The organism is Terrabacter ginsenosidimutans, assembly GCF_039539425.1.
Classification (GTDB): domain Bacteria; phylum Actinomycetota; class Actinomycetes; order Actinomycetales; family Dermatophilaceae; genus Terrabacter; species Terrabacter ginsenosidimutans.
The window spans coordinates 119,220-132,245 of the sequence record NZ_BAABDC010000004.1 but is presented as its reverse complement, the minus strand read 5'-3'; the positions used below and the strand labels follow the sequence as shown (position 1 = coordinate 132,245).

11 protein-coding genes are annotated in these 13,026 nt (G+C 71.8%); 7 read left to right on the top strand and 4 right to left on the bottom strand.

The window, feature by feature from the left end; translation table 11 throughout:
* Nucleotides 1–30 precede the first annotated feature (30 nt).
* Nucleotides 31–852, top strand: coding sequence for a class I SAM-dependent methyltransferase (locus ABD831_RS13410; RefSeq protein ID WP_344947293.1), 822 nt, complete (start codon nucleotides 31–33; stop codon nucleotides 850–852).
* Nucleotides 853–940: 88 nt separating this feature from the next.
* Here the strand turns inward: ABD831_RS13410 and ABD831_RS13405 are convergent, their stop codons facing one another.
* Entirely contained in the window at nucleotides 941–1,858 is a 918-nt protein-coding gene (locus ABD831_RS13405; RefSeq protein ID WP_344947290.1) for a PorA family protein, read from the bottom strand.
* A 216-nt stretch (nucleotides 1,859–2,074) separates the two neighbouring features.
* Here ABD831_RS13405 and ABD831_RS13400 point away from each other — a divergent pair, with 216 nt between their 5' ends.
* On the top strand, nucleotides 2,075–3,337 hold the full coding sequence (locus ABD831_RS13400) for an acyltransferase family protein (RefSeq protein WP_344947287.1): 1,263 nt from the start codon (nucleotides 2,075–2,077) through the stop codon (nucleotides 3,335–3,337).
* 55 nt (nucleotides 3,338–3,392) lie between these two features.
* Here the strand turns inward: ABD831_RS13400 and ABD831_RS13395 are convergent, their stop codons facing one another.
* Entirely contained in the window at nucleotides 3,393–4,238 is an 846-nt protein-coding gene (locus ABD831_RS13395) for a 2OG-Fe(II) oxygenase (protein WP_344947284.1), read from the bottom strand.
* Nucleotides 4,239–4,343: 105 nt separating this feature from the next.
* Here ABD831_RS13395 and ABD831_RS13390 point away from each other — a divergent pair, with 105 nt between their 5' ends.
* The 3 genes from ABD831_RS13390 to ABD831_RS13380 are packed head-to-tail and all read left to right on the top strand — an operon-like array spanning nucleotide 4,344 to nucleotide 8,949.
* On the top strand, nucleotides 4,344–5,804 hold the full coding sequence (locus ABD831_RS13390; RefSeq protein ID WP_344947281.1) for a methyltransferase domain-containing protein: 1,461 nt from the start codon (nucleotides 4,344–4,346) through the stop codon (nucleotides 5,802–5,804).
* A complete protein-coding gene (locus ABD831_RS13385) occupies nucleotides 5,801–7,831 on the top strand; it encodes a hypothetical protein (RefSeq protein ID WP_344947278.1) in 2,031 nt (676 codons plus the stop codon). Before ABD831_RS13390 ends, ABD831_RS13385 begins: the two co-directional genes overlap by 4 nt.
* A complete protein-coding gene (locus ABD831_RS13380) occupies nucleotides 7,828–8,949 on the top strand; it encodes a glycosyltransferase family 4 protein (RefSeq protein ID WP_344947275.1) in 1,122 nt (373 codons plus the stop codon). Before ABD831_RS13385 ends, ABD831_RS13380 begins: the two co-directional genes overlap by 4 nt.
* On the opposite strand, the gene ABD831_RS13375 is transcribed toward ABD831_RS13380, so the two are convergent.
* Together ABD831_RS13375 and ABD831_RS13370 are read right to left on the bottom strand one after the other, a co-directional pair.
* Complete coding sequence (locus ABD831_RS13375) at nucleotides 8,930–9,070, bottom strand: hypothetical protein (protein WP_020144050.1); 141 nt, start codon at nucleotides 9,068–9,070, stop codon at nucleotides 8,930–8,932. The two genes, ABD831_RS13380 and ABD831_RS13375, sit on opposite strands and share 20 nt — an antisense overlap.
* Before the next feature lie 2 nt (nucleotides 9,071–9,072).
* Nucleotides 9,073–10,854, bottom strand: coding sequence for an MmpA family trehalose lipid delivery protein (locus ABD831_RS13370; RefSeq protein ID WP_344947270.1), 1,782 nt, complete (start codon nucleotides 10,852–10,854; stop codon nucleotides 9,073–9,075).
* A gap of 99 nt (nucleotides 10,855–10,953) precedes the next feature.
* On the opposite strand from ABD831_RS13370, the gene ABD831_RS13365 reads away from it, so the two are divergent.
* The gene (locus ABD831_RS13365) at nucleotides 10,954–11,715 is read left to right on the top strand and encodes a class I SAM-dependent methyltransferase (protein WP_344947267.1); all 762 of its coding nucleotides are present in this window, start codon (nucleotides 10,954–10,956) and stop codon (nucleotides 11,713–11,715) included.
* Between the two features lie 27 nt (nucleotides 11,716–11,742).
* Entirely contained in the window at nucleotides 11,743–13,026 is a 1,284-nt protein-coding gene (locus ABD831_RS13360) for a lipopolysaccharide biosynthesis protein (protein WP_344947264.1), read from the top strand.

Here is a 13,026-nt window from a genome sequence, read left to right as displayed (position 1 = left end):
AGCACCCGGTCAAAAGAGACGATGTATGCCGTGAGCACGCCCACCGAGGCCACCCGCCGTCCCGCTCCTCCGGCCGAGACGGCGACGGCCAACCGCACGTGGTGGGACGGCGAGGCCAGCTCGTACTACGTCGAGCACGGGTCCTTCCTCGGTGACACCGACTTCGTCTGGGGCCCCGAGCGCCTCCGCGAGGAGGACGCGCACCTGCTCGGCGACCCGGAGGGGCAGGTCGTCCTGGAGATCGGAGCCGGCTCCGGCCAGTGCTCGCGCTGGCTGGCCGCCCACGGGGCGACCGTCGTGGCCACCGACCTCTCCGCCGGCATGGTCGCGACCGGAGTGGCCGTCAACGAGGCCCTCGACCCCACGCTGGTGTCCGCGGTCCGCGTGCCGTTCGCACAGTGCGACGGGCGCGCCCTCCCCTTCGCCGACGCGTCCTTCGACACGGTCTTCACGGCATACGGTGTCGTGCCCTTCGTCGCGGACTCCGACGTCGTCATGAGGGAGGCCGCCCGCGTGCTGCGGCCCGGTGGCCGCCTCGTCTTCTCGACGACCCACCCGATCCGGTGGGCCTTCCCCGACGACCCCGGCGCCGGCGGGCTGACGGCGCGCCACTCGTACTTCGACCGCACCCCCTACGTCGAGCAGGACGACGAGGGCCGCGCCACGTACGTGGAGCACCATCGAACCCTCGGCGACCGCGTGCGCGAGATCGCGGGTGCCGGGCTCGCGCTCGTCGACCTCGTCGAGCCCGAGTGGCCGGAGGGTCACGAGCAGCCGTGGGGTGGCTGGTCGCCGCTGCGCGGGAGGATCATCCCCGGCACGGCGATCTTCGTCTGCCTCAAACCGCGCTGACGAGGGCCGGAACGACGACCGTCCCGGGCCGAGTGGCGCCGGGACGGTGGTCGATCGGTGGTCGATCGACGGGTCGGTCTGTGCAGGGTCAGGCGTTCGCCGGCACGCGGTGCCGCGACCCGTCCTCGGTGCGAGCCTCGCTCTGGCGCAGGACGAAGCCGCCGAAGAGGGCCACCACACCGCCGACGAGTCCGACGAGCGGGACGGTCGAGGTCAGCAGGGTGAGCTTGCTCGCGTTGGCCTTGGCGTCCGCGACGTTCTTCGCGACGGTGTCGGGCGTGAACGCGAAGTTCAGGTCGAGCACGGTCTGACCCGACGCGGCCATGCTGCGGGTCTGGTGCTCGCTCTGCTTGAGGATCGAGCCGGTGAGGGCATCGACCCACATCGTCTTCTCCGTCGAGTACTTGCCCGCGTCCTCACCGATCGTGATGTCGCCGTCGACGATGCGCACGACGTACTTCTGCGTCGCGACACCGTCGAGGTCCTCCTCGCCCTGGTACGTCGCCGGCACCCCACGGCTCGTCAGGCCGTCCCAGAACTTGTAGTCGGCCTTCTCCGGGTGGAAGGGGAACTTGTTGATGAGCCCCTCGTGCTTCTTGGCGTCCGCCGGGAGGTACTTCGCGTCGTTGACGGCCAGCGCGGTGACCCGGTCGGTGGCGAAGACGTCGGTGCCCGCCGAGACGAGGCGCTTGTCGGGATCGTCGGCCGAGACGCAGTCGGGGGCGGTGCCGTCGGGGTCCTTCACGAGGCACGACGAGCTCTGCATGACGACGACGGAGCCGTCGGACTTCGAGGTGTCGGAGTGCGTGACGCTCGTCGCCTTCACCGGCGTCGCCTGGAGCGCCGTCCCGTCGAAGAGCTGGGCATCGCCGGACAGGCGCGTCACGGAGTTGACGTTGAGGGGGGTCTTCTCGACCTGGCCCGGCACCCAGAACCGGGCGATGAGGCCTCCCACGAGCAGGAACGACCCCAGGAAGAGCAGGATGATGCTCAAGACCTTGCGCACCGAGCGACCCCTTCGTCGACGGCCGTCTGACCCACGTTCGGGCTTCGTCCGGCTTCAGTTCGGCGAAACCCTACCAGCGAGTACCCCTCGTTGACCCCTGCCCGGACGGCGATGTCGTGCAACGTTTCGACAACCCTGCGCGGAGGGGCAGGAGCGGCAGCCGACAAACCGCCGTCATGGTGTCCCGGCCGCCCGGATGTCACTACAGTGCGGGCCATGAACGCCGAGAAGCAGGCCGGCCCCGCCCCGTCGGCACCCCGACGGCTGGCCCCGCTCGACGGGGTGCGCGGCATCGCCATCCTCCTCGTCGTGCTCTCGCACGGGTGGGCCCTCTGGCCGACCGCCGGTCTCCAGAACACCCCGGTGGTCGGGCTGTTCCGGGCGGGGAACCTCGCGGTGACCATCTTCTTCGTGGTCGGCGGCTACCTGCTGACGCGTTCGCTCCTCGGCGAGGTCAGCCACACCGGCCGGCTCCGCGCACGCACCGCGACCGTGCGGCGCTGGGCGAGGGTCAGCGCCCACGTCTACGCCCTCGTGGCCGTCGTCCTCATCGTCCACACCCTCGACGACACGGATCTCTACGACCGCTCCAACCTGCGGCAGTCCGCGGTCCGCATCGTCACCTACACCTGGAACTGGTTCCTGCGCGACAGCCCGCTGCTCGCACGTCCCGATCTCGGACACCTCTGGTACGTCTGCGTCTACCTGCAGGTGACGGTGCTGCTCATCCTCGTCGTCAAGCTGCTCGGGCGACGCAGGGTCGCGCTCCTCGCCCTTCTCGCGGGCACTCTCGTCGCCGTCACGCTGTGGCGCTCCTGGGTCGTCGACCAGGAGGGCCTCTACAGCGCACTGCTGCGGACCACGACCCGGATGGACGGCATGCTCTGGGGCGCGCTGGCCGCGGTGGCCATGCCGTGGATCCGGCACACGGTCCGGCGCTTCGCCGCCGCCCTCATGCCGGTGGCCCTGCTCTGCCTCGTCGCGCTCATGCTGACGACCGGGCACGACGAGACCTACTTCCGCTGGCAGGGCGTGCTCATCAACCTCGCCGCGGTCGCCTTCGTGGTCGCGGCCGTGACACTGCCCGCGCCGACCCGACTCACCGGCGCGCTGTCCTGGCGGCCGTTCGTCGTCCTGGGCAACGCGTCCATGGCGATCTTCGTGTGGCACTACCCGATCTTCTGGGCAGTGACGCGCCACACGACGTCGTGGTCCTGGCCCGCGCGCACGGTCGTCGCGCTCGCGATCACGGCAGCCTTCGTGCTCGTGGCACAGCGCCTCGTCGAGCGCCCGCTCCAGACGTGGCTCGCCCACCCGCGATGGGACCGTCGCCGCGCCGCTGCGGATGTTCCGACGTCACCCGACGCGCCGGCGACCCCGCTGACACCTGACCCGACCGACCCGACGGACCCGACCGACCCGACGGACCCGACCGTGGCACCCGTGGCGACGGCCCCGACCGACGTGGCGCGAGGCTGAGCCCCGCGTCGACCGCCGATCCCGTCGGGTCATCGGGTCCGGTCAGGCCGCAGGGTCAGCCCCTGCGGCGGAGCCGGTCGACGCGCGCCAGCCAGCGCTGGGCCGTCTCGTCGGTCACGCCCAGCCGCCGCTTCGCACGGTCGAAGAGGTCGACGGCCTTCTTGTCGGCCCAGATGACGACCTTCCTCGCACCGTCCTCGGGACGTGCCTGGTAGTTGGTCGCCCGGCGGACCGTCCGCTCCTCCTGCGTGAAGTAGTAGAGCGCCATCGAGCGACGGGCAACGTCCTCGGGGCAGCGGAGGGGGTCGGGGTGGCCGTGGAAGCTGTCGTGCGAGGTCGTGAAGACGAACATCCGATTGCCCTGGGGCGTGACCGTGCCCTGGACTGCCGTCATGTCGCGGTCCCAGAGCTCGAGCTGGCCGCCCCACTCCTGCTGCCACTCCTCGTTGAGGTAGAGCAGGATGTTGACCCGCCGGGCCCAGTTCTCGTGCGTGTGGTGCGTCGAGAAGTCCGCGTGGATGTTGAGGTGGCCACCGCGCAGCGTCTGGTGGAGACCGCCACCGTCCATCGACCAGTCGGGGATGAGCCCCTCGATCCCCGTGAGCCGCTCGAGGTAGGCGACGAACTCGGGCGACACGAACTCCTTGGCGACCGCGGTCAGGGTCGAGCCCCACGTGTCGGGCAGCGTGTTGGAGTACTTCGTCTCGTTGACGTGCAGGTAGCCGCGCCAGAAGGGGTCACGGATCCCGGGGAACTCCTCCACCGCTGCGGCGAACGCCGACGGCGTCAGCACGTCGTCGATGACGATGTGCGGGTAGGGAGGAGCAGCGGCGTACCGGGCCGCCGTCGCGTCGAGATCGGCGGTGAGGGAGTCGACGTCGATGAGGGACAGCGCTGTCATGCGCGGAACTATCGCACATATTCCCCGCCGGTAACTTAGGGCGCTAGACTCCGCCGAAGTTTCGTCGTCGGCTGCCCCCGGAGGGCACCGTCCGGGAGGTCAACGGTGCTCACCCCAGCTCATGCACGCACGTCCGTCGCGCCCAAGCGCGTTGGCGTCCTCGTCGTCGCCTACAACGCCGCGACGACCCTGGCGAAGGTCCTGGACCGGCTCCCCCAGTCGTTCATCGACGGCGTCGACCACATCCTCATCGGCGACGACGCCAGCGCCGATGACACGCACGCGGTGGCCACGGCCTACCAGAGCGGCTCCACGCTGCCCCTCACCGTGGTCCGCCACCCCGAGAACCTCGGCTACGGCGGCAACCAGAAGGCCGGCTACCGGTGGGCGATCTCGCACGGGCTCGACGTCGTCGTGCTGCTGCACGGCGACGGCCAGTACGCCCCGGAGGTCATCGAGGACCTTGTCGACCCCCTGCTCGCCGGCCACGCCGACGCGGTCTTCGGCTCGCGCATGATGCAGCGCGGCGCCGCGCGCGTCGGCGGCATGCCGGCGTACAAGTACGTCGGCAACCGCATCCTCTCGACGATGCAGAACACGCTGACCGGCCTCGACCTGACCGAGTGGCACAGCGGCTACCGGGCCTACCGCGTGGACGCCCTCACCGACCTCGACCTCGACTCCTACTCCGATGGGTTCGACTTCGACACCGAGATCATCCTGGGCCTGCACGCCGCCGGGAAGCGCATCGTCGAGGTGCCGATCCCGACGTACTACGGTGACGAGATCTGCTACGTCAACGGCCTGAGCTACGCGCGCGACGTCACGATGGACGTCGTTCGTTTCCGTGCCGCGCAGATGGGCTTCGGCAGCGGCTCCACCGGACTGGACGAGACGGCATACGACCTCAAGCCGTCGCCGCACTCCTCACACGGTCGCCTGCTCGACTGGCTCGGGAGCCGCTCACCCGGGCGCGTCCTCGACGTCGGCTGCTCCGACGGCCAGTTCGGGGCGCTCGTGCGCGCGCAGGGACACCAGGTGGTCGGGGTCGACATCGTCAAGCACGACGGGGTCGCCGAACGACTGGACGACTTCGTCGAGGCAGACCTCGAGCAGGGCCTCCCCGGCACGGGGGACCCGTACGACGTCGTCGTGGCGGCCGACGTGCTCGAGCACGTCACCGACCCGGCACGGCTACTTGGCGACATGACGGCAGCGCTCGCGCCGGGTGGACGGATCCTCGTGTCCGTGCCGAACTTCGGGCACTGGTACCCCAGGGGCCGCGTCGCGATCGGGCGGTTCGACTACGACCAGCGCGGACCCCTCGACCAGGGACACGTCCGTTTCTTCACCCGCCGCAGCTTCGAGCGGCTCGTCACCTCCAACGGGCTGCGCGTCGTGGCCCGCGACACGGTCGGTTCACCGGTCGACGTCCTTGCCCGCGGCCGCGAGGACACCACCGTCGGCGCCGTGGCCAACGGGGTCGCCGCTGCCGACCGCGCCGCCACCCGCCTGTGGCCGACGCTCTTCGGCTACCAGTTCCTCTACGTCCTGGAGCGGGTTTGACCTCACCGCTGCGACAGCGGCGCGCGCAGGTCGCGACCGCCGTCGGGCTCGTCGTCGGAGGCTTGGCGTTCTACCTCACGCTGTTCGACTTCCGGCTCGACCCGACGCGCACCGCCGTGCGTCTCGGCTATGCGTCCAACTTCTTCGACCTGCAGGCACAGGCCTTCCTCGACGGCCGCGTCGACGTGCCCAAGGGGAGCCTGGGCATCGAGGGCTTCGTCATCGACGACCGCACGTACATGTACTTCCCTCCGTTCCCCGCGCTGCTCCGCGTGCCGGTCATGCTGCTCACCGATGCGTTCACCGGGCGCCTCAGCCTGGTGTCGATGGGCGTGGCCTGGGTGCTCTTCGCGGCCATGACGGTGCTGCTGCTGTGGTTGGTGCACGCCTGCCTGCGAGGCGCCCGGCCGGTGACGAGGCTCGAAGCCGTGGCCGCCGCCATCTTCCTGGCCGCTGCGACCGGCGGAACGGTGCTCACCTTCGACGCCGCGCTCCCGTGGGTCTACCACGAGGTCTACCTCTGGGCGGTGGCCCTCGTCGTCGGGGCCCTCTACTGGGTCGTGCGCACCGTGCTGCACCCGACGCGGACCAACGCGCTGTGGCTCGGCGGGTTCGCTCTCGCGAGCGCCCTGACCCGCACCACCGGCGGCTGGGCCGTGTGCCTCGTCGTCGTCGGCGTCGGCGGGTGGCTCGCGCTCGGGCGCTACGGTCCGGAGCGCCGCCCGGCCTGGCGGCTGGTCGCGCTGGCCGGGGGGGTGCCGCTCGCCGTCGCCGTGCTCTACAACCAGCTGAAGTTCGACCACCCCTACCTCTTCCCCCTGCAGGACCAGGTGTGGACCTCGGTGAACGAGCACCGGCGCGACGCGCTCGCCGTGAACGGCGGCACGATCACCGGACCGCAGTTCTTCCTGACGTCCCTGGTCAACTACTTCCGTCCGGACGGCGTGCGGTTCGTCGACTACTTCCCGTGGGTGACTCTGCCTGGACAGCCGGCGAAGGCCTACGGGGGCGCCTACCTCGACCAGTTCTACCGAACCGGCAGCGTGACGGCGTTCATGCCGCTCCTGCTGCTCCTCAGCCTCGCCTCACTCCCCCTCCTACTCCGGCGCACCACCAGCACCGAACGGCGGGCGCTGCGACCCGCACTGCTCGCCGGCGTCCTCGTCACCGGAGGCGTCATGGCCTACGGCTACGTCGCCTACCGCTACACCAGCGAGTTCGTCCCGGCCCTCGTCGTGGCGGGCGCGGTCGGGCTGTGGGCGGTGACCGGAGTGCTCGAGCGACTCCCGGCCCTGGCGCGCGGGTCGGCGCTGACGGTGACCGCAGCCCTGGCCGCCTTCGGCATCGCCGCCAACCTGCTGACCGGCGTCTCGATGGCGGCGACGACGTACCGCGGAGCCGACCTGCGCGACTTCGTGGCCAGCCAGGCCAGCATCAGCGGCGGCCCCGGGACCGCCCTGAGCCGGATGGTCACGCAGTCGGACGCGCTCCCGACCTCCGGGGCCACGGACGAGCTGCACGTGCTGGGCGACTGCGACGCCCTGTACCTCAACACGGGTGACGCCTACGAGCCCTGGGTCCTCGTCGAGGCCCGCCCCCAGGTCGTGGAGGTACGCGTGGACGGGCGCCTGCACACCGGCCGGGTGCTGCTCTACACCGTCCACGGCACCGTCGACCGGCAGGTCTACCTCGAGACGAAGAAGGGCAACTACGCCCGCGTCGTCATCACGACCAAGGCGGGCGACTACGCCGGCGGGTGGTTCGGGGTCTACCGCGACTCGACCTTCCGCGTCGGCATCGGGGTGGCGACCGACCTCGGCTTCGCCGAGGTGACGTCGACCCCCGGTGGCTTCGTCGGCTTCGTCCCCTACATCGAGTGGGACGCGAGCTGGAACGCGCGGCCCGGCAGCATCTCGCCCTCGTTCCACGGCACCCGGACGTTCGACCGGCTCGGCGTCACGATGACCCGACAGGCGGGCCTGCCCCTCGACCTGTGCCACCGCCTGCTGGCCGACTCCCGCGCGTGAAGGTCACCTTCCTCACCTGGCGCGACCCCGACCACCCCGACGGCGGCGGCTCCGAGGTGTACGTCGAGCAGATCGCCCGGCGGCTCGTCGCGCGGGGGCACGAGGTCACGGTGCGCAGCGCCTCGTACGCCGGGGCGCCGTCCCGGGAGACGGTGGCCGGTGTCGTGCACCGTCGCTCCGGTGGGCGTCTCACCGTCTACCTCCGTGGCCTGGCGCACCTGTTGACCCGAGAGGGTCGCGACCGCGACGTCGTCGTCGACGTCATCAACGGCCTCCCCTTCGCGTCTCCGCTGCTGCGGCGCCACGGCGTCCTGGCCCTCGTGCACCACCTCCACCGGGAGCAGTGGTCGATCATCTACCCGGACTGGCGCGGGCGCCTCGGCTGGTTCGTCGAGTCGCGCGTGACGCCCCGCCTCTACCGCTCGGTGCCGGTCGTGACCGTGTCGGAGCACTCGGCCGCCGACCTGGCCAGGATCGGCGTCGAGAGCTCGGCCGTCACGGTGGTCCGCAACGGCTTGGACCACGGTGCACGCACGGCCCCGGTGGCGCGTTCGGTCACGCCCCGGATCGTCGTGCTGGCCCGGCTCGTCCCGCACAAGCGGATCGAGCACGCCCTCTGGGTGCTCTCGCAGCTGCGCACGGAGACTGCGGGCCTGCGCCTCGATGTCGTCGGCGACGGGTGGTGGCACGAGCAGCTCGTCGCGGAGGCGAGCAGGCTCGGCGTCTCCGACCTCGTCACGTTCCACGGGCACGTCGACGACCCGACGAGGGACCGGCTCCTCGCGGCCGCCTGGGTCATGCTGCTGCCGTCCGTCAAGGAAGGCTGGGGGATCGCTGTCACGGAGGCGGCGGCGCAGGGAACCCCGACCATCGGCTACCGCGAGAGCGGCGGCCTCTGCGAGTCGGTCGACGACGGTGTGACGGGGTTCGTCGTCGCAGACCGCTCAGAGCTGCTGGCGGCGACGGCCCGGGTGCTCGGGGACGCAGACCTTCGCACGAGGCTCTCCGTCGAGGGGGCACGGCGAGCCCGGCTGCTCGACTGGGACGACAGTGCCGAGCGCTTCGAGGAAGCGCTCGGCACGGTCGGCAGGAACCGCGTCAGCGGTCGCCGTAGGTGATGATCTCCTGGCTCGCGGGGTTCGTCGCGGGCGGCGCCGTCTGCGACGACACGAGCCCGAACAGTCCGACACCGGCAAGCACGGCACCGGCCACGATGGGGCCGACAACCTTCGTGAGCATCCTCAACTCCCTCTCTGGGTCCGGGGCAGCATACCAGCGAGTAGCTCACGTCGCCGGGTGAAGCGGGCCCGCGTCGCGACGACCATGGCGGTCAGCACGAACATGGACACGAGCAGGTCCGTTCCGACAACCAGGATGACCTGGGTCTTCCCCGAGCGCGCAACGGGCACAATAGGATTCGCTGACTCGTAGAGCTCCAGATGGGGGCCGCGGAAGCGCTCGACGTATCCGGCGGGCAGGGTCGGACGCGCGCCCGCGTCTGTCTGGACCAGCAGCCACCGCACCCCGAGTTGCCGCAGCTCGTCGCTCGCCGCCGCAGAGCCCTGTGACGTGTCGACGCGCGCCAACGCGGCGCCGACCGAGGCCGACCGCGGGCTCTCCCCCACGAGCCTCGTCGTTCCGACCGTGAGCTGGTCCGACATGTCGACGTCGGCGTCGAACCAGCGCGACGCGGGGTCGAAGACGGCGGACGGGCTGCCCCACGGGTAGACCCGGTACGGCGCCCAGGGCAGCGAGACCAGCGACCCCTCGGACCCGTCGACGAGCCGCGCCACCTGCGTGAAGTCGGCCGGGTAGGTCACCGGGCTGACGGTGGGCCAGACGACCCGGGTGGCGTCGGGGAGGATCGCCAGGGGCAACAGCACCAGGACGGTGGCCAGCGTGCCAACGAGCCCGGGTGAGCGTCGACGCACGGCGGTCGTCGCTCCATCGGCGAGGGCCCCGAACGCCAGCACGACGAGCACGACAGCCGGCATGAGCCACTTCTGCCCGTCGCGCAGCAGCCCGGCCCCCGGCACACCCTCCACGAGCCAACGCACCCCGGCGGCCCCCGCCGGCACGGTGGCGACCGCAGCCAGACCGAGGCCGACCGCCGCAACGATCGCGAGGCGGGGCGCGGTGTCCGGGAGCAGCCGCCGGAGGTGCGGCCAGCCCCCCACGACCACGAGGAGCACCAGGACTGACCCGAGGTGGCCGAGCACCCCGGCGCGACTGGGCGGCACCGACCCTGCGTCCCAGATGCCGCCGAGGCCGAGCAGGCTCCAGACGGCGCCCCCGAACCGCTCGGCCCGTGCCGCGAAGGCGTCGACGGCAGCTGGGTCGCCGGTCGACCCGGTCGCCCCGAGCAGGGAGGGCACGAGCCAGGGCAGCTGCACGACCACTGCCACGAACAGGGCCAGCAGCCGGGTTCCGCGCGCCCAGGCCAGCACGACCGCGACACCGGCCGCGACCACCGCCCCGGTCGGGGTGATGGCGGCCACGGCCAGGGCGACCAGCAGACCGGCGGCGACGCGGCCACGCTCGCGAGGGCTCCCGCCCGCGACGCGACGAAGCCTCACGGAGCACGCGACGACGACGAAGCAGGCGGCATACGCAGCCAGAAGCGCCCACTGGCCCAGCGCCAGCCGCTCGACCACGAACGGGTTCCACACGGCGAGCCCGGCCGTGGCCACCCGCGCTGCCGGATGCGCGTCGCGCAGCAGCCGGTGCGCCGCGCCGCCGGCGAGCAGCAGGATCGCGGCCAGGGACAGCCGGGCCAGGAACGCCCCGCCCACCACGACGTCGGCGGCCGAGACGAGGGCGTCGAGGGGCACGGCCCGGGCTGGGGTGCTCCCGAGCCCCAGCCACGCCGCACGGAAGGGCTGGTGCGGGGTGAAGACGAGATCGCGGGCCAGTGGGTGCCCGGACCCGGTGAGCAGTGGCCAGAGCAGCACGACCGTCAGGACCCCGACCCAGGCGTCGAGGGCGAAGGGGACGACGCGGCGCGCCCGTGCTCGCGCGTCCATGCGCCTCCCTCGGTCGAGCGGGCTGCCGCCCCACCACCCTGTCGGTCTGGTGGCCCTCTACGCTGGGCCGACCCACCCTAGAACACCCGGAGGAACGTCGTGGTCGAGTCGAGGCCTGTCGCCGAGAGCGGCGGGAACGAGGGCACCGAGAACGGGGTCGACGAGGGGTTCGACGACGCGTTCGCCCTGGCCGACCGGATCCCGGGGTGGCTCACCCGCGACCAGGCGCGCGTCCTGTGGGATGCCGCCTCGGCGCTGACGGACGGCGCCCACGTCGTCGAGATCGGGTCTCACCAGGGCCGGAGCACCGTCGTGCTCGCCCGCGCCCTCGGGCGCAACGGCGGCAGGCTGACGGCGATCGATGCCTTCGTCGACAGCCCCCGCTACGGCGGGGCGTCGACGCGCGCGGTGCTGCTCGCCAACCTCGAGCAGGCCGGGGTGTCGTCGATCGTCGACGTCGTCGTGGCGCGCAGCCGGCAGGCGCGGTCGCGCTGGTCCGAGCCGATCGACCTGCTGTGGGTCGACGGCAAGCACGACTACTGGACGTGCACCGACGACCTGCGGTGGACCCGGCACCTCCCGGACGGCGGGCGCTGTCTCGTGCATGACGCCTTCTCGAGCATCGGGGTGACCTCCAGCCTGATGCTCAACGTGCTGCCGTCAGGTCGGCTGCGCCTCATCGGCAGGGTGGGTTCGCTGGCGACGATCGAGGTGTCGCGGCCACACCTGGCCGACCGATTCCGCTTCCTCGCCCAGCTGCCGTGGTGGGTGCGCAACGTGGTGATCAAGGTGCTGCTCCGCCTGGGCCTGGGGTCCGTGACGCGCCGGCTCGGTCACGTCGGGCCGTTCGACCCGTACTGACGGGTAGCGAGCGGCTATCCTCGGGCCGTGACCGACCGCTCGCGACGACGCGAGACCCTCCGCGGTGGCCTTGCCATCGCCGCCGCCACCGGGCTGATGAATGCAGCCACCTACGGCTTCACGCTCATCGGCGCCCGGAGGCTCGGCCCCACCGGCTACGGCGTGTTCGCGGCCATGCTCGGCATCGTCATCGTGGTCAACGTCGTCTCTCTCGGCCTGCAGGCGACGGGCGCTCGACGCGTCGCGGCTGCCCCCGGCGACCGAGGCGTCATCGAGGCGAGGGTCATGGCGGTCTCGGTGCGCTGCGGCATGGTCCTGGCGGTGTTCTGCCTTGCTGCGGCCCCGCTCGTGTCGAGCGCCCTGGCCCTCGACTCGTGGCCGACCGCGGCACTGCTCGCGGTACCGGCGTTCTGCTTCTCGGTCATGGGCGGACAGGCCGGCATCCTCCAGGGCGAGGGCCGCTGGTTCGCCCTCGCCACGGTCTTCGTCTCCCTCGGGGTGGCGCGCATCGGCATCGGCAGCGTCGCCCTCTCGGTGTCGGCGACACCGTTCAGCGCCACCCTGGGCGGGATCGCCGTGGCCTCGGTCGTGCCGCTGGCCGTCGGTGCGATGGCCCTCCGCCGGACGGCGGTGGCCACGACGATCTCGCCCCCTGCGACGGGTCGCACGCACTCACGCGTCCTGCGCGAGGTGGTCCTCAGCTCACACGCGCTCTTCGCCTTCTTCGCACTGTCGACGGCCGACGTGGTCGTGGCGCGCATCGTCCTCGACGAGCACGAGGCCGGGTTGTATGCCGCCGGGCTGATCCTCGCCAAGGCCGTGCTGTTCCTGCCCCAGTTCGTCATCGTCGTCGCCTTCCCAGCGATGGCCCGGCACGGCGCGGACCATCGGCTGCACCTGTGGGGGCTCGGCGTGGTCCTGACCGTCGGCGGGGCGGTGGCCCTCGTCGCGGCGGTCCTCCCGGGGCTCACGCTCGTCTTCGTCGGCGGCCACGCCTACGCCGAGGCGTCGGGAACCCTGTGGGCCTTCGCAGTGGTCGGCACGCTGCTCGCCGCGGTGCAGCTCCTCGTCTACAGCGCTCTCGCTCGTCGCCACCAGCGCTCCGTCGCCCTGCTCTGGCTGGCCCTCGCCGCCATCGTCGTCGGCGCGATGTCCGTGCACACCGGCGCTGCCCTGCTCACCCTCGTCTGTGGCGTCGACGCCGCCCTCCTGGCGGCGCTCGTCGTCATCACGCGACGCGACGACGTGACCCAGCGCGACCGCTTCGACGGTCTCGACACGCGCGCCGGCGAGCCGGTGGTGCGCGTCTGA

Excerpts from the sequence above, each read along its gene's own strand:
- ABD831_RS13400 (WP_344947287.1), top strand. The coding sequence starts at position 2,075 with ATGAACGCCGAGAAGCAGGCCGGCCCCGCCCCGTCGGCACCCCGACGG.
- ABD831_RS13370 (WP_344947270.1), bottom strand. The coding sequence starts at position 10,854 with ATGGACGCGCGAGCACGGGCGCGCCGCGTCGTCCCCTTCGCCCTCGAC.
- ABD831_RS13395 (WP_344947284.1), bottom strand. The coding sequence starts at position 4,238 with ATGACAGCGCTGTCCCTCATCGACGTCGACTCCCTCACCGCCGATCTC.
- ABD831_RS13375 (WP_020144050.1), bottom strand. The coding sequence starts at position 9,070 with ATGCTCACGAAGGTTGTCGGCCCCATCGTGGCCGGTGCCGTGCTTGCC.